Genomic DNA, 21073 nt, shown 5'->3' with positions numbered 1-21073 from the left:
CATTTCCAATATAGTAAGAGCGATTTTTTGAGATAAAAATGTGACGATAGTTAGCAAATATAATGTATATAATATACATTATGATGAATAAATGAAAAAATAAAGATTACATAAACGCATAATAGAATAAAAAAAAGAGATATCTTTTAGAGATATCTCTTTTTTCTATTTACTGTATTATAAAAATATAGCCCAATCCACGTATTGTTTTTAAATTGTCAAAATTATCGATCCTGGTTAATTTTTTTCGAATATTGCCTATGTAGACATCAATAATATTTGAGGTTGTGTCTTCAGCACAATGCCAAAGGCTTCCTAATATTTGTTCTCGGGATAGGATGCGATTTGGATGTCGTATGAAATAATATAATAGGTTGAATTCCGTTTTGGTCAAAGGGACGATTTGGTTTTTAAAGAATACTAATTTTGTAATCGGATTAATTTCAAGGTTATTTACACGGATAGTTGCGTCGTCAGAGAGAAGACCATCTAATAGCATAAATAGACTTCGAATACGAGCTACCAATTCTTTTATACTAAAGGGCTTAATAAGGTAGTCGTTAGCACCAGCATTAAATGCTTCTAATTTCATATTGAGATCATCTACGTGAGATATGACTATTATGGGTACTTCATAGTGGGAGCGTAATTTTTTACAAAATTCAATTTCGCCGATACTTTTTTTCTGCATATCAATGATGAATAGGTTACAGTTTCCGATTAACATATAATCAGAAACTTCTTTACGCGTGTCTAAACAGACACAGTGATAATTATTTAGCTCTAGTTCAGCTTTGATGCCACTTGATAATTGTGCACCTAATTCAATTAATAAAATGTTTCGTTTACATGATTTTTGGCTTTTCATAATATCCTCCTAATTAAAAAATAACGACAACAATAATATAAAAATTGAATTCTTTATATATTATAAGAAATTTAATTACAAAAAATAAATAATTTATATGAATTTATTAATACGGAATAAACATATAGAAAAGATGAAAAATGATAAAATATACAGAAAACAGACTTGAAAAAATTTAGAATTATTTTATCGAATCTTAATAAAATTGTAACATTATCATGGTATTATATTTTTGATAATAAAATTATCATGGGAAACAAAAAGCATATCAACTCATTCCTCTATATGAGTTCTCCCCCCTAAGATGTCTTTTTGTTTCCAGCATGTATCATCCCGATACACAAAAAAGACCAGCTTAGAGCTGGTCTTTTTTGTGATAAGCATGTACATTGTTAGTCATTTCTATTAATTTAAAATGATAATCAATTATCATAATAAAAAAGATGAATTTTATTTTTTTATAGGTCTATATTATGCGAATTATATGGAATATTGCAATAAAAAAGAACAAAAATAATATTTTTTTTGAAAACCACCATTAAAAAGCCTGCAAACATAGTAAAATAGCACGGTTATGCTAAATGTTTGATAGGTTGACTTTTTTTTACTTTCATGCAATAATGAGAACGTTCAAGAAAGCCGATTTCTTGAGTTAATATGTATTTGGAGGTGAATAACATGCATGTTATTTCTGATGAATGTGTAATGTGTGGTTCTTGTGCTGCTACCTGTCCTACGGGAGCTATTGAAGAAGGCGATAGCAAATATGTAATTGGTGATGCTTGCATTGATTGCGGTGCTTGCGAATCTGTTTGTCCTACAGGAGCTATTTCAGCTGAATAAGATTTTTTAATGATAAGGGAGACACAATTGGTGTCTCCTTTTTTTGTATATATAATTTGGGTACAAAATTATTTATATTTTTGGTGTACAGAACGGGTGATTTCGTCTATAATAAAAAATAAGCTATTTTAAGGGAATATTCCCACTTTGGTTAATTTAAGGTATAGAGGTGCAGAGAATGAGATCTGATAAATTTGGTATGAGAGGATTAACTTTTGATGATGTATTGTTGGTGCCTGCTAAGTCGGATGTATTACCAACAGAGGTGGATGTATCTACTAATTTGACAAAGGACATTAAATTAAATATCCCTATTATGAGTTCTGGTATGGATACAGTGACGGAAGCTCCAATGGCTATTGCGATTGCTCGTGAAGGCGGCATTGGTGTTATTCATAAAAACATGTCTATTGCAGCCCAAGCACGTGAAGTAGATAAAGTGAAACGTTCGGAGCATGGAATTATTATTGATCCTATTTTTTTAAATCCAGATAATCTCTTAGCGGATGCTAATGAATTAATGGGAAAATATCGTATTTCTGGTGTACCCATTACGGTGGAAGGAAAATTAGTGGGCATTATTACGAATCGTGATATGCGCTTTGAAGAAGATATGAATCGACGTATAGGCGATATCATGACTTCAGAAAAATTAGTAACAGCTCCCGTAGGAACATCTTTAGCAGAAGCAAAAGATATTTTACGTTATCATCGTATTGAAAAATTGCCATTAGTGGATGGAGAAGGAAATTTAAAAGGGTTAATCACGATTAAAGATATTGAAAAAGCACATAAATATCCCAATTCTGCAAAAGATTCTAATGGTAGATTACGAGTAGCAGCGGCGGTAGGTGTTACGCATGACATGATTGATCGGTTAGATGCCTTGGTTAGTGCAAAAGTAGATGTAGTGGTTATTGATACCGCACATGGACATTCGATGGGTGTGTTAAAAACATTAAAAGAAATTAAAAAAGCTTATCCGCATGTCCCTGTTATTGCGGGGAATGTGGCGACTGGAGCGGCTACGGAAGCGTTAATTGAATGTGGTGTAGATGCAATAAAAGTAGGGATTGGACCAGGATCTATTTGTACGACGCGTATTATTGCTGGTATTGGTGTGCCCCAAATTACAGCGGTTTATGAATGTGCTAAGGTGGCACAACGGTATGGTATTCCTATCATTGCCGATGGTGGTATTAAATATTCTGGAGATATGGCAAAAGCGATAGCGGCTGGTGCGAATGTCGTTATGATGGGTAATTTATTGGCAGGAACAGAAGAAAGTCCTGGTGAAACAGTTATTTATCAAGGGCGTAGCTATAAAGAATATAGAGGTATGGGATCATTGGCTGCTATGGAAAAAGGTAGTAAGGATCGTTATTTCCAAGAAGATTCTAAAAAATTAGTGCCGGAAGGTATTGAAGGGCGTGTACCTTATAAAGGACCGGCGGCTGATACGATATTTCAAATGGTTGGTGGCTTGAAGGCGTCTATGGGATATTGCGGTTGTCATACGATTACAGAAATGATTGATAAAACACAATTTATTCAAATTACAAGTGCTGGCTTGAAAGAGAGTCATCCGCATGATATTAATATTACCAAAGAAGCACCGAATTATAGTATGAACTAAAAGACGGAGGTTGCCGTGATTAGTAAGATTCATATTTTATCAATTCCTGTTGCTAATGTCTCAAGGACAGAAGCTTGTCAATGGGTGTTTCAGCAACTTGAAAAAGGAAAGTCAGCGATGATTGCAACGGCAAATGCTGAGATGGTGATGCAAGCACAGCAGAACGAAGTGTTAGCTACCATTTTACAGCATGCTGATTTAGTTGTTCCCGATGGGGCCGGTGTACTTTGGGCGGCGGAACAGCAAGGTAAGCAATTTAAGGAACGTGTAACAGGAGTTGATTTGGCGTGTATGTTGCTGGCAGAGGCGGCTGCACGCCAAACGCCTGTTTATTTGTTAGGAAGTGCCGAAGGTATTGCCCGACAAGTGGCTAGTAATGTAGAAAATAAGTTTGGAGCCGCCTTTGTTGTGGGGACCCATTCGGGATTTTTTACCTCGGCGGAAGAGAAAAAAATCATAGAGGAGATAAAACGGAAAAAAGCAAAATTAGTATTTGTGGCGTTAGGAGTACCGAAACAAGAAATTTGGATACAGGAGCATTTGAGTCAATTGGAAAATTGTGTGTGTATGGGTGTAGGTGGTACGTTTGATGTATTGGCAGGAAAAGCAAAAAGAGCACCGCACTGGATGCAACAAAATCGTTTAGAGTGGTTATATCGGCTGTATAAAGAGCCAACACGATTTAAACGAATGCTATCACTGCCTAATTTTGTGATAGCAGTTAAAAAGCAACAACGGAATAAATGAGGTGATTTTTTGAAGAAACCGTATATTATTCCAGATGGATATGGTATTATCGGTATAGTGTTTATCCTTGCTATATTAGGAGGATATTTTATATCTCTTTATGTAGCAGTTATACCCTTTTTACTAGGGGTGTATTTACTCTATTTTTTTAGAAACCCTGCACGTACTATCACGGCGGCTGCCAATGAATTAGTTTCGCCTGCAGATGGTACAGTTATGGCTATTGAATGGGTACAAGAAGATTCGTATTTTTTTAAAAAGTGTCGAAAAATAGTTGTTTTTTTGTCGGTGTTTAATGTTCATGTTAATCGAGCACCGTTGGCAGGGACTATTGATTTTCAACAATATACGTGTGGTCGTTTTAAGCCTGCTTATAAAGAAGGGGTGGGTTATGAGAATGAACGATACTCTATTGGTATAAACAAAGGCACCCATCGTATCTTGGTTACACTGATTGCGGGAATTTTGGCACGGCGTATTGTATCGTGGGTATCGTTGGGAGATAGGTTAGATCATGGTCAGTTATATGGCATGATTAAATTGGGGTCTTGTGCAGAAATTTATGTGGACGAAGATGTAGACATTTTAGTTCAAATCGGAGATAAATTGCGCGGGGGTGAAACCGTTATTGGGAGGTTTATATCATGAAAAAAGTAATTCCGTGTTTATTTACGTCAGGAAATCTTGCATTTGGTTTACTTAGTATGATTATGACTTTACATGGTGCCTATACATGGGCGGGGATTTGTATTTTGATTGCCATGTTTTGCGATGCCTGTGATGGTCGTGCAGCAAGAGCGTTAGGTGTAGCAGGAGAGTTTGGGAAAGAATTAGATTCTCTTTCGGATGTGGTTTCTTTTGGTGCAGCAGCAGCATTTTTGATTTATGGTTATTCATTACAGCAATTAGGCTGGTGGGGTGTGATTCCACCTATCATATATGCAGCGTTGGGGGGAATCCGACTAGCTCGGTTTAATTTGAATACAGGGGTAGTGCATGGATATTTTCAAGGGATGCCTATACCTAACGGTGGTGGGATTATTGCCATGTATGCTATTTCTGGTGTACAGTTATCGCCAGTGTTAATTGCCGTTTTGGTCATTTTATTAGGCTATCATTTAGTAAGCAATGTACATAATCCGGATTTTAAAGGCAAAAGTCCCGATACATTACATGTAGCTGCATTGATTGTTGCTGTGTTTATCGGTATAGTTATCCTAGTAGGCGTGGATTGGCATTTAGTTTTTATTATGCCCTTTTTTCTTTATATCATTTTTGGTTTAGTAAATACAGCTATCAATTGCATCAGCACAAAGTAGCAATTTTTAGGAGTAAATAGCATGGAACATGTGTTGGATATCATGATGATACCCGTTCAGGTGATCATTGTAATTTTTACTTTGTATTATTTTATATTAGCGCTATTTGGTTTGTTTAAGCGAACGGAACAGCGTATGATGCCACCTACACATACTTTTGCGGCAGTTATTTGTGCACATAATGAAGCAGCAGTAGTGGGCGAATTACTTGATAATTTAAATACGCTGCATTATCCTCGCCATATGTATGATATTTATGTTGTGGCAGATAATTGTAACGATAATACGGCAGAAGTATGCCGGCAACATGGAGCGTGTGTATATACTCGTACGAACGAACAACAAATCGGCAAAGGATTTGCTTTAGATTGGATGTTTTCCGCTCTATTAGCACAAGAAAAACAGTATGATGCATTTGTTGTATTTGATGCGGATAACTTAGTTCATCCCGAATTTTTACGTGAAATGAATAATCATTTATGTCATGGAGAAAAGGTAATTCAAGGATATATGGATTCAAAAAATCCTACCGATACTTGGATTGCTGGTACTTTTTCGATTGCTTTTTGGTTAATTAATCACATGTGGCATCTGGCAAAATACAACATCGGCTTATCGACAGCATTAGGTGGTACAGGCATGTGTATCGCTACAGATATTGTCCGGGCTTATGGTTGGGGGTGTGACTGTTTAACGGAAGACATGGAATTTTCTATGAAAATTTTGTTGGAAGGTGTGCGAACTTGTTGGGCTCATGATGCGATTATTTACGATGAAAAGGCACTTACATTGAAGCAATCTTGGCATCAACGTAAGCGGTGGGCACAGGGGCAATGTGATTGTGCATGTCGTTTCATTCCTCGTCTTTTTGGAAAAGGGATTCGCACGGGGAATATTCGTATGTTAGATGGTATTTTAACGTTATCGCAGCCGTTTTTTATGATGATGTCGACTATTTATGCGATATTGTCTTATGCAAACGGGTATTACGCCTTTTATACGAATATTTTATATCAAATTGTACCCTTACAAATGTGGTCTGTTATTGGTGTTATTCAGTATTTGATTCCATTTATTGTATTATTGCGTATTAAAGTGCGTATAAAGTCGTGGTTATATTTAATTGTGTATCCGATTTTTATGTATACATGGATCCCGATTACTTTTTTAGGCTTTAAAGATCGTCATAAAATGAAGTGGAGTCATACGTTGCATACACGAGCTGTTACGTATGACAGTGCGACATTATTGCGCAAAAAAAATAAATAAGGAGAAGCATATATGCACATTCTCATAACTAATGATGATGGCGTGCGGGCACCAGGCTTGCAACAGTTAAAAATACAGTTACAGCAATATGGTTATCAGATTTCGGTAGTGGCACCGAATGGACAACGCAGTGCTTCTTCTCATGCGATGACAATAGGTAAACCATTGTATTGCCGGCAATGGGGGCAAGGAGATATTGCTGTTTCTGGAACTCCTGTAGATTGCGTGAAATTGGCAATGGAAAAATTTTTGGTGCATCAGCGCCCACAACTGATTATCTCAGGGATTAATGATGGATTTAATTTAGGGAGCGATGTTCTTTATTCAGGAACGGTTTCGGCTGCCATGGAAGGCCCTTATTATCAAGTGCCCGCGATAGCGGTGTCGATGGAAAAATGGGACGAAACGCGAGGTAAAAAGGTAATTTCTGTACTACATGAAGTGATTCAACGATTAATTATCGGAGGTAAATTTCCAGGCATTTTGAATATAAATATTCCCAGCAAAGGGGAAATTTCATGGGATCGAATTCGCTTAGCTACGCAAGCAGTTCAATTATATGATAATGTGATTTTAGAAAAAAAAGATCAGGATAATAGTAGATACTATATCATTGAAGGTGAAGCGGATTTACAAACTGCGATGGTTGGAACTGATATTGATATGATACGGAGTGGATTTATTTCGTTGACGCCATTACAGTGGCAACAAATGGCAACGGGTTCATTTTTAACCATAAAAGAAGAATTACAAAAAAAGACTTGCAATTTATAATTTATTACATTATAATACATACATAATCACATATGTGTGGATGAAGTACACGGGAGAAGGCAATTGCCTGCCGAAGGAGTTAAACTCTCAGGCGTTTTATAAACAGGACCGGGTATGGACACAACTCTGGAGAGTCCCGTATGGGCGCCGAAGGTGCAAGGAATAAAAATTCCAATCTCTCAGGCAAAAGGACAGAGGATAGCATGACCGAATGTTTATATTGGTATGTTGTTTTTTGATCTATCTTCAGAGCTATGCTGATGATAGATTTTTTTATTTTATATGTAAGGGAGTCATGCTATATGGTAGACGTGTTGAAGGGATTGGATAGTTTTATTTGGGGACCACCATTGTTAGTGCTGTTGATTGGGACGGGGGTATTGCTTACTATTCGATTGAAATTGTTACAGATTATTCATTTGCCACGTGCGTTGTCTTTAATTTTTCTTGCAAAAAATAAAGGTAGAGGAGATATTGATAGTTTTAAAGCCTTGTGTACAGCCTTGGCTGCTACGGTAGGAACGGGAAATATTGTTGGGGTAGCGACGGCAGTGCATGCAGGTGGACCGGGAGCTATTTTTTGGATGTGGATTGCTGCGTTTGTGGGGATGGCTACGAAATATGCGGAAGGATGTTTAGCTGTAAAGTATCGCCGCGTTGATAAAAATGGCGATATTGCAGGAGGTCCAATGCATTATATTGAAATGGGATTGGGAAAAAAATATAAACCATTAGCCAATATATTTGCATTTTGTGGTGTATTGGTAGCATTCTTTGGTATTGGTACGTTTGCACAAGTAAATTCTATCGTAGAAATAACGCGTTTGAGTGCGAATATTCCCGTTTTATATACGGGTGTTGTTTTGACGGCTATTGTTGCTATTGTTACGATTGGTGGATTACAATCGATTGCAAGGACCGCATCTAAAATTGTACCGGCTATGGCTATTATATATGTGCTGGCTACAGTAGGATTTTTGATTATGTCGTATGATCGCATCCCTGCGGCGTGTTTGGAAATTATTTACTCCGCTTTTCATCCGACAGCAGCTATGGGCGGATTTTTAGGTGCCAGTGTATTGGTAGCTATGCAAAATGGGGTTGCTCGTGGTGTTTTCTCTAATGAATCAGGGTTAGGGAGTGCACCTATTGTAGCAGCTGCAGCTAAGACAAAATGGCCAGCTGAACAAGGATTGATTTCGATGACGGGAACATTCATTGATACGATTATTATTTGTACGTTGACGGGATTAGTGTTGGTAGTTAGTGGTGCTTGGGCAGGCGATTTGAATGGTGCGGCGATGACGAATGCTGTTTTTGAAATGGCCTATCCGATGTGGGGGAGCTTAATCCTTTGTGTGGGATTAGTGCTATTTGCCTTTACTACTATTTTAGGATGGAATTATTATGGTGAACGGTGCATTGAATATCTCGTAGGGATTAAAGGCATTTTACCTTACCGTATTATCTTTATTATCCTCGTTGCATGTGGAACATTTTTAAAATTGGATGTTATTTGGATATTAGCCGATATTGTCAATGGACTTATGGCTATTCCAAACTTGATTGCCTTATTGGGGTTAAGTAGTGTTGTTGTTTTGGAAACAAAAGCTTATTTTTCATTTATTAAAAAGAGAGAAACGCGTCTTCATTCCGTTCATTCGGGTACAACGCTGCAACAAGAAGAGTAAGAAAATACAGATGATACCAAGTACAACAGTAACATGAAAAGGCATGGCTTGTTGGGATAAAAAGGGTAATGTAGTTATATGGCGAAATAGCATTACCTTAATAAAAAAATAAAAAACACGGTATAGTGAATGGGACTTATTGATTTTCTATTGAACGGTACACTCATTTGAGATACCGTGTTTTTTTTTGTTTAATATCAGGAAGACGATAAGGATAAATATCTTCTGTTTAAGATGAGAAAAGCAGCTGTATATTATGCTTTTATTCCTTTCGCCATGACCTTTTTTTGGAATTGCATTGTATGGATATAATGAGAAGACAAATTCCTAAAAAGCATAATATATATGCTTTACTTTTATCTATCGTAACTTTATACTTAAGTTAAACGTATAACTTTGTTATTTTGGTATATTTGTACGAAAGGAGTTTTTTATGGCTAAGCAAATTATGAAAACGATGGATGGGAATGAAGCAGCGGCTCATGTAGCGTATGCGTTTACGGAAGTGGCGACGATTTATCCTATTACACCTTCATCGCCGATGGCAGAACATGTAGATGTTTGGTCAGCCAAGGGAAGAAAAAATATTTTTGGGCAAACCGTAAAATTAGTTGAAATGCAATCTGAAGCAGGTGCAATTGGTGCGGTACATGGTGCAGCAGAAACGGGGAGCTTATGTTCTACTTTTACGGCATCGCAAGGGTTGATGTTGATGATTCCTGTTATGCATCGTCTTTCGGGTCAGTTGAAACCAGTTGTTATGCATGTTGCAGCACGTACGGTTGGCTCTCATACGATGTCGATTTTTGGCGATCATTCTGACGTTATGGGCTGTCGTAATACGGGCTTTGCTATGGTCTGTAGTTCCAGTGTGCAAGAATGTGCCGATTTAGCTGCGGTTACTCATTTAGCGGCGATTAAAGGGCATGTACCATTTATGCACTTTTTTGATGGATTCAGAACATCTCATGAAATTCAAAAAATTCAATTATTAGAAGATACGGAATTATTGAATTTAGTAGATCAAGAAGCATTATATGCATTTAAGCATCAAGGCTTAAATCCAGAACATCCAGTTATGCGTAGTACTGTTACTAATCCAGACATGTTTTTCCAAGCACGGGAAGCAAATAACTTATGGTATGATAGATTACCGGCAATAGTACAAGAATACATGGATAAGATTGGGCTATTGACAGGGAGAACGTATAAATTATTTGATTACTATGGTGCACCTGATGCGGAACACGTGGTTGTAGCGATGGGGTCAGCCTCAGGTGCTATTCAAGAAACGATTGATGCGTTAAATGCACAAGGGCATAAAACGGGCTTTGTCCAAGTTCGTTTATTCCGACCTTTCTCGTTGGAACATTTCTTAACTGCATTGCCTGATACGGTAAAAGCAATTACCGTTATGGATCGCACGAAAGAACCGGGTTCTTTAGGTGAACCCTTATATTGCGATATTTGTGCAGCAATTGAACATACGGGTAAACGTATTCCTGTATATGCATGCCGTTATGGATTATCTTCTAAAGATGTACCTCCTGCATCTATTCATGCTGTATTTAATAATATGTGGGAAAAAGAACCGAAAAAACATTTCACCGTTGGCATTTTAGATGATGTTACTCATTTATCTATACAAGATTTACCATTAGCAGTGGATACACAAGGTACGGTAAATTGTAAATTCTGGGGTTTTGGCTCGGACGGAACCGTAGGGGCTAATAAAAACTCAATTAAGATCATTGGTGATCATACGGATATGTTTGTACAGGCGTATTTTGAATATGATACGAAAAAATCTGGTGGAGTTACGAAATCGCATTTACGTTTTGGCCAAAAACCAATTCGAGCTACGTATTATATCAAACAAGCAGATTTCTTGGCATGTCATAAAGAAGCCTATATGCAAACGTATGATATCGTAGGAGAAATTCGGGATGGAGGCACATTTTTATTAAATTGCCGTTGGAGCAAAGAAGAACTGGAAACGCATATTCCTGCAGCGGTAAAGCGGGAAATGGCGAAGAAAAAATTGAATTTTTATATTATTGATGCTTCCGCTATTGCTAAAGAGATTGGCTTAGGTAGTAATCGATTCAATATGGTGCTTCAATCGGCATTCTTTGCACTTTCTCGAATCTTACCTATTGAAGATGCGGTACAGTATATGAAAGAGGCGATTGCTAAAACCTATTTACTAAAAGGCGAAAAGGTTATTGAGATGAATCAGGCAGCTGTAGATCGTGGCATTACGGGATTAGTAAAAGTAGAAATTCCTGAATCATGGGCAACAGCAACAGATTCAGCACCGGTAGTAGAACGAAATGTACCGGATTTTATTAAAAAGATTGTTGATCCGGCTAATGCACAAAAAGGGGATTCCATTCCTGTTAGTGAATTTGTACCGTATGTAGATGGATCGTATCCGTTGGGGACGACTCAATATGAAAAACGTGGTATTGCATCAACGGTACCAGAATGGATTCCAGAAAATTGTATTCAATGTAATCGTTGTGCATTAGTATGCCCGCATGCTTGCATTAGACCGTATTTAGTAGATGCTGAAGAAAAGGCGGCCGCACCAGAAGCGTTTGTTACCAAAAAAGCAACTGGTAAAGATATGGGTCTTTATGAATTTCGTATACAAGTATCGCCGTTAGATTGTTATAGTTGTGATACGTGTGCAAACGTATGCCCTGCTAAAGAAAAAGCGTTAGTGATGCGTCCGTTGGAAACACAACGTCACGAAGATGAAAATTGGCAATTTGCTCAAACATTAGCTCCGAAAAATACAGGGTTGGATAAATTCTCCATTAAGGGAAGTCAGTTTAATAAACCTCTCTTAGAATTCTCGGGCGCTTGTGCTGGTTGTACTGAAACGGCGTATATGAAAATTTTGACGCAGTTATTTGGTCATCGTATGTTAGTGGCGAATGCAACTGGATGTACACAAGCTTGGGGATCGGCTATGCCAAGTATTCCTTATACGACAAATCATGAAGGGTGCGGTCCGGCTTGGTCTAATTCAGTATTTGAAGATAATGCGGAATTTGCGTTGGGCATGGCCTTATCTATGGATCAACAGCGAGATGATTTGCGTTTAAAGACGGAACGATTGGTCGAATTAACTACGGGCGAGCTTCATGATGCAGCCGTTGCTTGGTTAGCTTCGTTAGGAGTTGAAAATGAAGGGGAAATTACAGAACCCGTAAGTCGTGCGTATGTGCGGGCTTTGCAAGGAGCTGAGCTTGAAGGCGAAGCAGAAACATTACGACAATATTTATGCACACATAAGGAACATATTATTAAAAAGACGATTTGGATGTATGGTGGTGACGGCTGGGCGTATGATATCGGGTATGGTGGCTTAGATCACGTTATGGCGATGGATGTTAATTTGAATATCATGATTGTTGATACAGAAGTATATTCTAATACAGGCGGTCAATCATCGAAGGCTACGCCAGTTGGTGCCGTAGCACAATTTGCTTCATCTGGGCGAAAATTTAATAAAAAAGATTTAGGTCGCTTATTGATGACATATGGGCATGTGTATATCGCTCAAATTGCCTTAGGTGCTGATCCTAATCAAATGATTAAAGCGATTAAGGAAGCGGAAGCATATAATGGACCATCTGTTATTATCGCTTATGCACCTTGTATTAATCATGGCTTGAGTTGTGGTATGGGACATGCACAAGACGAAATGAAACGAGCGGTTGATTGTGGTTATTGGCACTTATATCGGTATAATCCATTGTTACGCAAAGAAGGTAAAAATCCGTTCATTCTTGATTCGAAAGAACCAAAGGCCTCCTTCCGCGAGTACTTAATGGGTGAAACGCGGTATGCTGCGTTGACGAGAACATTCCCGGAACTAGCGGAAGAGCTGTTCGTAAAAGCAGAGGAATATGCGAAAGAAAAATATGAAATTTATCGTACGTTAGCAGGAAAATAAAATAGTAATGATAAAAAGTTCCCTTTGGCAGATAACTGAGGGGAACTTTTTTGAGTATATGCAGAAATAGTTTTTTAGGTATATCCGTAGGCATAAAAAAGAAGAGACCCTAGTGTTTTTTTCTAGTGTCTCTTCTTGGATAAGCGTTGTTTATGTTATATGCTAAAGTAATATTTGACCAAAATAGACGATGGCACCTAATATGATAATAAAAGGAATATATACTTTTACGATAGCTTTTAATATTTCACTATCTTTTCCTTTTAAGGAAATTGCCCCTACGGCAATGGCGATGCTTTGAGGAGAAATCATTTTGCCTGCACATGTCCCGGCTGAATTGGCAGCAGCAAGCCAGGATTTACTGGCACCAATCGCAACGGCTGCATCTGTTTGTAAATTACCAAAAAGGACGTTACTAGACGTACCGGAACCAGTGATAAAGGTACCGACAGAGCCGATTAAAGGTGCAATAAAGGGATAGAACGAACCAGTTGTAGATACGGCAGTGGCTGCGATTTCTGAGGTCATACCGCTATATCCCATGACTTTGGCCGTAGCGATTACGGCGATAATGGTAATAATCGTATTGCGTAGACCGATAACTGTATTTTTAAATACGGTGGCCATTTCTTTGTAGCCAGATGCTTGAATTTTACCACTGATAATAGCGGCTAAGAGAATGAGAACGCCTGGAGTGGCAATCCATACGAAGGTATAAGGTGTACCACCCGTACCAGTATAAATTTGTACGGATGTACGGAATACATTTAATGGACCATTGATAAATGGTACGAGTTTTGATGTAAATAATAAAAATACAAAAATTAAAATAAAGGGTAAGCATGCAATTAATCCACCTTTTAATGGCACATGGGCTGGTTCTATATCCATAATATAGGTTTTATCTTGCGGTGGACGTACTTTAGAATAAATAATAATGACGGCCATAATAATTACGGAGGCCCCCATAGCAGATAATTCAGGACCAGCAAAGGCGGAAACAATTAATTCGGGCAATGCTAACGCGATGCCGGAAAAAACGGATAATAAGAAAACACCTTTTAGTGCTTTAAATGATCCTTCTGAAACAACCACCATGAGTAAGGGGCAAATAATGTTTAACGGTAATAATTGAAAACTAATATAAGTTGCTAATTGGACAGGATCAAGCCCTGTAATATTTGCTAGCGTACTAGCAGGAATACCGATGGAACCAAACGTAGTTGGGACAGAATTAGCAATTAAGCAAGCTAAAATTGCTTTTACGGGATTAAAGCCTAAAGCGACTAACATACTGGCTGGAATAGCAATTGCTGTTCCAAAGCCAGCCATCCCTTCCATAAAGGCACCGAATCCCCAACCGATGAGCAAGAGGAGCACACGGCGATCTTTACTTACGGCAGTTAACATATGTTTGATAATATCCATGCTTTTATTATAGGTCGTTAAATTATAGGTAAAAATAGCAGCGATAATGACTAATAAAATAGGCCAGCATGCTAAAGCAACGCCTTCAAGTGCGGCTGTAACGGCATCTAAGGTGTTCATTGAATGAATCCCTAAGGCCACAGCAAAGGCGATTAATAAGGCAATCGGGCAAGCTTTATAACTTTGCATTTTTAAGAAGCCTAATGAAATAATGAGCCATAAAATTGGCGATAAAGCTAATATAAAGTTCATTGTACATCTTCCTTTCTATGGTCGTTAGCTGTTTTGATATAACACGACAACGTCATGTTAGGCCTGTTAGGTAGTGGTATTTGTGTCACAATATAAAAAAATGTGAAAAAAATAACAAAACACAACACACATATTATATATAAACAAAAAGAATAATTCAATCAAAAAATCAATTCTAAAAAAGAATAGTAAAGTGAATCAAAAAAATATATATAAAAAAAACTGTTATTAACTTATTTATTTTTCTTATATATAACAAGAAAAAATCTTTTTCAAAGAAGAAAATAAAATTATTTTAATATTGACTTTTATATTTAAAAGAGAGTTAACTACAAAGAAATGATAAAAAAATGACCATAAGGGATGAATCCACTATGGTCATGATACGCGTAAATATAGATATGTAGGATCGTTGTTAAAAGCCGAGGGTGGTTCCAACTAAGATGATTTTTATTCGTCCTGATGGGGTAGAACGACGAGTCAAGACAAATTGATTGCAAATGGAATCTTCCGTTAGACAATCATGACAAACGCCGGTATGTTGACAGGGGGTTTGCGTAGCAAAGCGCTGCATGTTTAGTGGTGCTGCAATCGTTCTAGCTCGTTGTTTGGCATCGGCGATGGTAGCAACGACTTTATTCATACCTGCTACGACAATGACTTGACGTGGCCCGTATAATAAGGCGGCTAGACGGTTGCCGTTACCGTCAATATTATAGAGTGTTCCATCTAATGAAATGGCATTAGCACTCATGAGAAAGGTGTCACAAAGGAGGGCTTGCCGCATGATGTCATTTCGTTGTTCTTTGGTAGTTGCTTGATCGCGATCAAGGACGGGATAGCGTTGGCGAATCGCATCTAATAAGCCGATTTCTTGTAAGGTGATGGAGCCCCCCCAAGATACGATGTGGTCGAGAGGAATAAGGGATAGTGCTTTTTCTCTTGCTTCGTGCGAGGTTTGGCAAAAATAGGCATCAAATCCATTCTTTTGAAAATTTTTTATGAGGGTAGATGCTTGTTTTAGATATAATACTTGTTTTACATTGGGTGTATTCATAAAGAAGGCCTCCTTGAAATATGGTCTTTAGTAGGGGATAAATGTAGCGGGTGGCGATATGCTTGTACCGCGTCTTGAGAAGTGATATATCCTTGCTTGGTCATAAAGGATAATACGACTTGTTGTCTTTTTTTTGCTTCCTCATAGTGCGTATAGGGATTATAGCGATTAGGGGCTTGAATCAAGCCGGCTAATAGACTGGCTTGAGATAAGGTCAGTTTATCAGGGGTAGTATTAAAAAAGATATGGCAAGCCGCTTGAATGCCCACGGCATGAGGGCCAAAATAAATGGAATTTACGTATAATTCTAAAATTTCATCTTTTGTATAATAATGCTCTAGTAATATAGCTAATACTAGCTCTTTCCCTTTGCGCGTAAAGGTTTTATCTTGTGTTAAGAAAAGATTTTTTACCACTTGTTGGCTAATCGTACTGCCGCCTTCTTTTTTTGCAGAGGATAAGATATTTACGATTATTGCCCGGGATATTCCCATAGGATCAAACGCTCCATGTTCATAAAATCGTTTATCTTCCGTAGCAATGATGGCATGTTTTAAATCGAGGGGCAATATGGCAAAAGAAACATAGGTTGGTTGCATTTTCTTTTTTTCCTCTACGGCTTTTGGAAATTGAAGATATGGATATAAACTATTAGGGCAGAATATATTGAGGAAAGAAATCGAATGCGTGGGGGGATTGGTGGTAGGGAAAGTTGTAGGTGTCGCCGGTAGCGTTGAAAAAGATGTATATATTGTACATAAGCAAAAGGCGAGAAAAAAAGCGAGTAGTAATTTTTTTTTCATAGGACCTCCTAATTATTATCTATTGTAGCATAGTTTGTAGAGAATAATATAGATATAGTGCGAGTTAAGTGGGAAAGTTACCACGTAAAAATAATAATACAAAATACTTGCATAATACTACAAAGAGAGCTATAATATACGAAGTTAATGAAATAATATTCGCACACTGCATGGAGGGGATTAGTATGAAACAGATTCAAAAGATTGTATTAGCTTATTCAGGTGGATTAGATACATCCGTGATTATTCCTTGGTTAAAAGAAAACTATAAAGGAGCAGAAGTTATTGCCGTATGTGCTGATGTAGGACAACCTGAAGATTTTCAAGCCGTAGAGAAGAAAGCATATGCCTCTGGTGCGGCTAAAGTATATGTTCTGGATATAAAGAAAGAATTTTTAGAAGACTATGTATGGCCTACGGTACAAGCTGGTGCGGTATATGAAGGTAAATATTTATTAGGAACCTCTTTTGCTCGCCCGCTTATTTCTAAAAAATTAGTAGATATTGCTTTACAAGAAAAGGCAGATGCCATTGCTCATGGAGCGACAGGAAAAGGAAATGACCAAGTCCGGTTTGAATTGACTGTAAAGGCGTTAGCACCACAAATTACTTTGATTGCACCTTGGCGGATGTGGAATTTAAAATCGAGAGAAGATGAATTAAAATACGCAGAAGCACATGGTGTTCCCATCGACTATACGTCAGAAGAAAATCCTTATCCGTATAGCATGGATTGGAATATTTGGCATTTGAGTCATGAAGGAGACGATTTAGAAAATCCGGCAAACGCACCGAAAGATATGGTTTATATGGTTTCTAATACGCCTGAACAGGCACCGGATGAAGCGGAATATATTACCATTGATTTTAAACAGGGGATTCCCATAGCTGTTAATGGCGAGGCATTAGATGCGGTATCATTACTTACGCAATTAAATAAAATCGGGGCAAAACACGGGATTGGTATTGTTGATATTGTAGAAAATAGACTTGTTGGTATGAAGAGTAGAGGTATTTATGAAAATCCTGGTGGTGCGATCATTATGTATGCACATCGAGAATTAGAATATCTTTGTTTAGATCGGGATATGTATCATTATAAAGAAAATATGGCACATACCTTTGCTGATTTAGTATATGATGGTAAGTGGTTTTCGCCATTAAGAGAAGCCTTGAGCGCATTTGTTCAGAAGACACAAGAAACGGTTACGGGGCAAGTGAAATTGAAGTTATATAAGGGCAACATTATTAGTGCAGGTTCGACTTCTCCTTATTCGTTATATAGTGAAGAGTATGTTACATTTGGCGAAGATGCGGTTTATGATCAAACCGATGCAGAAGGCTTTATCAACTTGTTTGGCTTACCCTTAAAAATGAGGGCGTTAGCATTACAGGCAAAAGATAAGAAATAAGGAAAGACAAGGAGTCGTATTATGAAATTATGGGGTGGCAGATTTACAAAAGATACGGATAAGAAAGTAGAAGATTTTAATGCTTCGATTGGTTTTGATTATCGGTTATATAAAGAAGATATTTGCGGTAGTATTGTACATGCAGAAATGTTAGTGCGGCAACAAATTATATCGGCCGAAGATGGAGAAGCGATTATTCAAGGCTTAAAAACTATTTATCGGCAAATACAACAACAGGATTTTGAATTTTCGGTTGCCTTAGAAGATATTCATATGAATATTGAGCAACGTTTAACAGAAGCTATTGGTGAAGCGGGAAAGCGGTTACATACGGGGCGTAGTCGGAATGATCAAGTGGCCTTAGATACTCATTTGTATGTACGGCGTGTTGTGGCAGAAGTAGGGAATTTACTGTTGTCTTTACAGGCAAGCATTGTAGAAGCGGCACAACGCTATGAGGATGTTATCATGCCAGGATATACGCATTTGCAGCGGGCACAACCGATTTTATTTAGTCATCACATGCTGGCCTATTTTTCAATGTTTGCACGCGATTTTCAATTTTTGGAATATGTGAGAAAACAAGCTGATCGAATGCCTTTAGGGGCAGGTGCTTTGGCGGGTACAACGTATCCGTTAGATTCAGAATGGGTGGCGAAGCGATTACAATTTGCGGCTATATATGATAATAGTATGGATGCTGTGAGTGATCGCGATTATGTTGTCTTATTTTTGGAATTTGCGGCGATGGTGATGATGCACCTTAGTAGATTGTCGGAAGAATTTATTTTATGGTCTTCAGCCGAATTTCATTTTATTGAATTAGATGATGCACATTGTACGGGGTCGTCTATTATGCCACAAAAGAAAAATCCAGATATTTGTGAATTAGTAAGAGGCAAAACAGGACGTTTTTATGGGCATGTTATGGGGACCTTGACAATGATGAAAGGGTTACCGTTAGCGTATGATAAAGATATGCAAGAAGATAAGGAAGGGGTATTTGATGCAGTAGATAACCTTGTCTTTTCTCTTTCGATTTATGCTGATATGATTCGCCGTATGAAGGTATGTAAAGATAATATGCGGAATGCACTTGCACATGATTTTTCAAATGCGACAGACATGGCAGATTATTTGGTGAAAAAGGGAATTCCCTTTCGGCAGGCCCATGCGATTGTTGGACAAGCCGTGCAGTATTGTTTACAACATCATAAGGTCTTGAATGAATTATCCTTAGATGAGTTAACATCTTTTAGCACTTCTTTTTCAGAAGATATTATGAAGGCGTTGCAAATAGAAACCTGTATTGCTATGCGTCAAACATATAATGGTACATCGTTAAATAGTGTACAAGCACAATGTGCACGAGGAAAGGCAGTGCTAGCAACAGAAAAACAGTGTTTACAGCAATGGGAAGCGATTAATCGTGTAGTGGATGCGATAGTAGAATAACGAATAAGTTCAATCTATTTTTTTTTAGATTGAACTTATTTTTGTATACTAGAAAAATACAGAAAAATAAGGTATAATAAAGCAACTAACAAATATAGAAAGTGTTTTAGGAAGGAAGGACATGTCTATGTCTTTAGCAAAACAAAGGACGTTGGCACGATCGATTTCATATCAAGGGATTGGATTACACGCTGCATTAGAAGTACATATGGTATTACATCCAGCACCCGTTGATACGGGGATTGTTTTTGTACGGACGGATATGGAAACGCACCCATCCGTAAAGGCCAATTTATCATATGTGACGAATACGATGAGAGCGACTACCTTAGAAGATGGAGAAGCGAAAGTGTTTACGGTAGAGCATCTTTTGTCTGCATTATATGGCTTGCAAATTGATAATTGTATTATTGAAATGGATTCACCAGAACCTCCAGTTGGAGATGGTAGTAGTTTAGTCTTTGTTCAGTTATTGCGAGAAGCGGGTGTGCAGATTCAAGAAGCAAATAAAAAAGAACTGATTATTCAACAACAACATCGTATAGAAGAAGAGGATAAATTTGCAGCGATTATTCCGTATAATGGCTATAGAATTACGTTTATTTCTATTAATCCTCATCCTTTATTAGGGGTACAGTTTTTTGATTTTGAAATTACAGAAGAAAGTTATGTGAAAGAAGTTGCATTTGCACGAACGGTGGCTTTTACGAAAGAATTGGAAATGTTACGTCAATTAGGGTTAGGAAAAGGTGGCACATTAGAAAATGCCGTAGTTTATGATGAAACTTCGTGTTTATCTACGTTGCGCTCTGCCGATGAACTGGTACGACATAAAGTGCTGGATATGATTGGCGATTTGGCGTTGTTAGGAAAGTCTATTCGAGGGCATGTTATTGCTGTTAAATCGAGTCACAAATTAAATAATTTATTAACGCATGATATTATCAAAGAATTTGTTTAACTATCGGGAGGAACATAAAATGGTGTTGACAGTTACAGATATAATGGAAATTTTACCACATCGTTATCCGATGTTATTAGTGGATCGGATTATTGAAATTGAACCGATGAAATATGCTGTAGGGATTAAGAATGCAACGATTAATGAAGCGTTTTTTCAAGGTCATTTTCCAGGCGATCCGGTGATGCCTGGTGTGTTATTGACTGAAGCAATGGCTCAAGTAGGTGGTGTGGCATTATTATATCCTGAAGAAAATCGGGGATTAATTCCTTATTTCACGGGGATTGATAATGTTCGTTTTCGGCATCCCGTAAGACCAGGCGATCAAGTGATCATGCGTGCTGAAGTGGTTAAAGTTAAGCGGTCTATGGGTAAAGTTAGGGCAGAATGTCATGTTGGAGATCAATTATGTGCAGAAGGGGATTATTTATTTGCACTACAAGAACGCCCGAAAATAAAATAGATGTGAAAATAAGCACAAATCATGTGTATGGTCGCGTAAAATAACGTATTTTGTATTTAATATGCTTATTTTGAAATTTCTTTGCTTGTATATTTGTGCTGGTTTGAAAAGATTATATGTGTATAAGG

Annotated in this window: 17 protein-coding genes and 1 riboswitch; of the genes, 13 read left to right on the top strand and 4 right to left on the bottom strand. The window is 37.7% G+C overall.

What is annotated here, in order from left to right; genetic code table 11:
* Positions 1 to 169: 169 nt before the first annotated feature.
* Positions 170 to 868: a response regulator transcription factor gene (locus tag HMPREF1040_RS05750; protein WP_007392971.1), complete on the bottom strand. Its 699-nt coding sequence runs from the start codon at positions 866 to 868 to the stop codon at positions 170 to 172.
* A 678-nt stretch (positions 869 to 1546) separates the two neighbouring features.
* Here HMPREF1040_RS05750 and HMPREF1040_RS05745 point away from each other — a divergent pair.
* From HMPREF1040_RS05745 to nifJ, 9 genes are all read left to right on the top strand, one after another.
* Positions 1547 to 1711, top strand: a complete 165-nt coding sequence (locus HMPREF1040_RS05745; protein ID WP_007392986.1) for a DUF362 domain-containing protein — start codon at positions 1547 to 1549, stop codon at positions 1709 to 1711.
* Between the two features lie 178 nt (positions 1712 to 1889).
* A complete protein-coding gene (gene guaB / locus HMPREF1040_RS05740; protein ID WP_007392982.1) occupies positions 1890 to 3347 on the top strand; it encodes an IMP dehydrogenase in 1458 nt (485 codons plus the stop codon).
* 15 nt (positions 3348 to 3362) lie between these two features.
* Positions 3363 to 4094 carry a WecB/TagA/CpsF family glycosyltransferase gene (locus HMPREF1040_RS05735; protein WP_007392965.1) on the top strand — a complete coding sequence of 244 codons (732 nt, stop codon included), beginning with the start codon at positions 3363 to 3365 and terminating at the stop codon, positions 4092 to 4094.
* A gap of 9 nt (positions 4095 to 4103) precedes the next feature.
* Entirely contained in the window at positions 4104 to 4742 is a 639-nt protein-coding gene (locus HMPREF1040_RS05730) for a phosphatidylserine decarboxylase (protein ID WP_007392947.1), read from the top strand.
* Positions 4739 to 5413, top strand: a complete 675-nt coding sequence (locus HMPREF1040_RS05725) for a phosphatidylcholine/phosphatidylserine synthase (RefSeq protein ID WP_007392960.1) — start codon at positions 4739 to 4741, stop codon at positions 5411 to 5413. Before HMPREF1040_RS05730 ends, HMPREF1040_RS05725 begins: the two co-directional genes overlap by 4 nt.
* A 21-nt stretch (positions 5414 to 5434) precedes the next feature.
* A complete protein-coding gene (locus tag HMPREF1040_RS05720) occupies positions 5435 to 6682 on the top strand; it encodes a glycosyltransferase family 2 protein (protein WP_007392938.1) in 1248 nt (415 codons plus the stop codon).
* Between the two features lie 12 nt (positions 6683 to 6694).
* Positions 6695 to 7456, top strand: a complete 762-nt coding sequence (gene surE / locus HMPREF1040_RS05715) for a 5'/3'-nucleotidase SurE (protein ID WP_007392957.1) — start codon at positions 6695 to 6697, stop codon at positions 7454 to 7456.
* Positions 7457 to 7572: 116 nt separating this feature from the next.
* A riboswitch (glycine riboswitch) is annotated at positions 7573 to 7661 on the top strand.
* A gap of 97 nt (positions 7662 to 7758) precedes the next feature.
* Positions 7759 to 9147: a sodium:alanine symporter family protein gene (locus HMPREF1040_RS05710; RefSeq protein ID WP_007392934.1), complete on the top strand. Its 1389-nt coding sequence runs from the start codon at positions 7759 to 7761 to the stop codon at positions 9145 to 9147.
* A gap of 433 nt (positions 9148 to 9580) precedes the next feature.
* A complete protein-coding gene (gene nifJ, locus HMPREF1040_RS05705) occupies positions 9581 to 13114 on the top strand; it encodes a pyruvate:ferredoxin (flavodoxin) oxidoreductase (RefSeq protein ID WP_007392991.1) in 3534 nt (1177 codons plus the stop codon).
* A gap of 162 nt (positions 13115 to 13276) precedes the next feature.
* Here the strand turns inward: nifJ and HMPREF1040_RS05700 are convergent, their stop codons facing one another.
* From HMPREF1040_RS05700 to HMPREF1040_RS05690, 3 genes are all read right to left on the bottom strand, one after another.
* The gene (locus tag HMPREF1040_RS05700; RefSeq protein WP_007392988.1) at positions 13277 to 14794 is read right to left on the bottom strand and encodes an L-lactate permease; all 1518 of its coding nucleotides are present in this window, start codon (positions 14792 to 14794) and stop codon (positions 13277 to 13279) included.
* Positions 14795 to 15209: 415 nt separating this feature from the next.
* Positions 15210 to 15851, bottom strand: coding sequence for a lactate utilization protein (locus HMPREF1040_RS05695; protein WP_007392952.1), 642 nt, complete (start codon positions 15849 to 15851; stop codon positions 15210 to 15212).
* Positions 15848 to 16654 (bottom strand): transglycosylase domain-containing protein, encoded by an 807-nt coding sequence (locus tag HMPREF1040_RS05690; protein WP_050791367.1) that lies wholly within the window; start codon positions 16652 to 16654, stop codon positions 15848 to 15850. The genes HMPREF1040_RS05695 and HMPREF1040_RS05690 overlap by 4 nt, the downstream gene beginning before the upstream one ends.
* A 185-nt stretch (positions 16655 to 16839) precedes the next feature.
* Between HMPREF1040_RS05690 and HMPREF1040_RS05685 the strand changes: the two genes are divergently transcribed.
* The 4 genes from HMPREF1040_RS05685 to fabZ all read left to right on the top strand — a co-directional run bounded on the left by HMPREF1040_RS05685 (position 16840) and on the right by fabZ (position 20945).
* A complete protein-coding gene (locus tag HMPREF1040_RS05685; protein ID WP_007392932.1) occupies positions 16840 to 18066 on the top strand; it encodes an argininosuccinate synthase in 1227 nt (408 codons plus the stop codon).
* 21 nt (positions 18067 to 18087) lie between these two features.
* The gene (argH, locus tag HMPREF1040_RS05680) at positions 18088 to 19521 is read left to right on the top strand and encodes an argininosuccinate lyase (RefSeq protein ID WP_007392939.1); all 1434 of its coding nucleotides are present in this window, start codon (positions 18088 to 18090) and stop codon (positions 19519 to 19521) included.
* Between the two features lie 127 nt (positions 19522 to 19648).
* The gene (lpxC, locus tag HMPREF1040_RS05675; protein WP_007392974.1) at positions 19649 to 20482 is read left to right on the top strand and encodes a UDP-3-O-acyl-N-acetylglucosamine deacetylase; all 834 of its coding nucleotides are present in this window, start codon (positions 19649 to 19651) and stop codon (positions 20480 to 20482) included.
* Between the two features lie 19 nt (positions 20483 to 20501).
* A complete protein-coding gene (gene fabZ / locus HMPREF1040_RS05670; protein ID WP_007392943.1) occupies positions 20502 to 20945 on the top strand; it encodes a 3-hydroxyacyl-ACP dehydratase FabZ in 444 nt (147 codons plus the stop codon).
* Positions 20946 to 21073: the final 128 nt, after the last annotated feature.

The organism is Megasphaera sp. UPII 135-E (assembly GCF_000221545.1).
Lineage (GTDB): Bacteria > Bacillota > Negativicutes > Veillonellales > Megasphaeraceae > Megasphaera > Megasphaera hutchinsoni.
This window is presented reverse-complemented; position numbering and strand designations above follow the sequence as displayed.

Bases quoted from the DNA above. Each gene is read 5' to 3' on its own strand.
- HMPREF1040_RS05750 (WP_007392971.1), bottom strand. From the start codon at position 868: ATGAAAAGCCAAAAATCATGTAAACGAAACATTTTATTAATTGAATTA.
- HMPREF1040_RS05745 (WP_007392986.1), top strand. From the start codon at position 1,547: ATGCATGTTATTTCTGATGAATGTGTAATGTGTGGTTCTTGTGCTGCT.
- guaB (WP_007392982.1), top strand. From the start codon at position 1,890: ATGAGATCTGATAAATTTGGTATGAGAGGATTAACTTTTGATGATGTA.
- HMPREF1040_RS05725 (WP_007392960.1), top strand. From the start codon at position 4,739: ATGAAAAAAGTAATTCCGTGTTTATTTACGTCAGGAAATCTTGCATTT.
- HMPREF1040_RS05720 (WP_007392938.1), top strand. From the start codon at position 5,435: ATGGAACATGTGTTGGATATCATGATGATACCCGTTCAGGTGATCATT.
- surE (WP_007392957.1), top strand. From the start codon at position 6,695: ATGCACATTCTCATAACTAATGATGATGGCGTGCGGGCACCAGGCTTG.
- HMPREF1040_RS05710 (WP_007392934.1), top strand. From the start codon at position 7,759: ATGGTAGACGTGTTGAAGGGATTGGATAGTTTTATTTGGGGACCACCA.
- nifJ (WP_007392991.1), top strand. From the start codon at position 9,581: ATGGCTAAGCAAATTATGAAAACGATGGATGGGAATGAAGCAGCGGCT.
- HMPREF1040_RS05700 (WP_007392988.1), bottom strand. From the start codon at position 14,794: ATGAACTTTATATTAGCTTTATCGCCAATTTTATGGCTCATTATTTCA.
- HMPREF1040_RS05695 (WP_007392952.1), bottom strand. From the start codon at position 15,851: ATGAATACACCCAATGTAAAACAAGTATTATATCTAAAACAAGCATCT.
- HMPREF1040_RS05690 (WP_050791367.1), bottom strand. From the start codon at position 16,654: ATGAAAAAAAAATTACTACTCGCTTTTTTTCTCGCCTTTTGCTTATGT.
- HMPREF1040_RS05685 (WP_007392932.1), top strand. From the start codon at position 16,840: ATGAAACAGATTCAAAAGATTGTATTAGCTTATTCAGGTGGATTAGAT.
- argH (WP_007392939.1), top strand. From the start codon at position 18,088: ATGAAATTATGGGGTGGCAGATTTACAAAAGATACGGATAAGAAAGTA.
- lpxC (WP_007392974.1), top strand. From the start codon at position 19,649: ATGTCTTTAGCAAAACAAAGGACGTTGGCACGATCGATTTCATATCAA.
- fabZ (WP_007392943.1), top strand. From the start codon at position 20,502: ATGGTGTTGACAGTTACAGATATAATGGAAATTTTACCACATCGTTAT.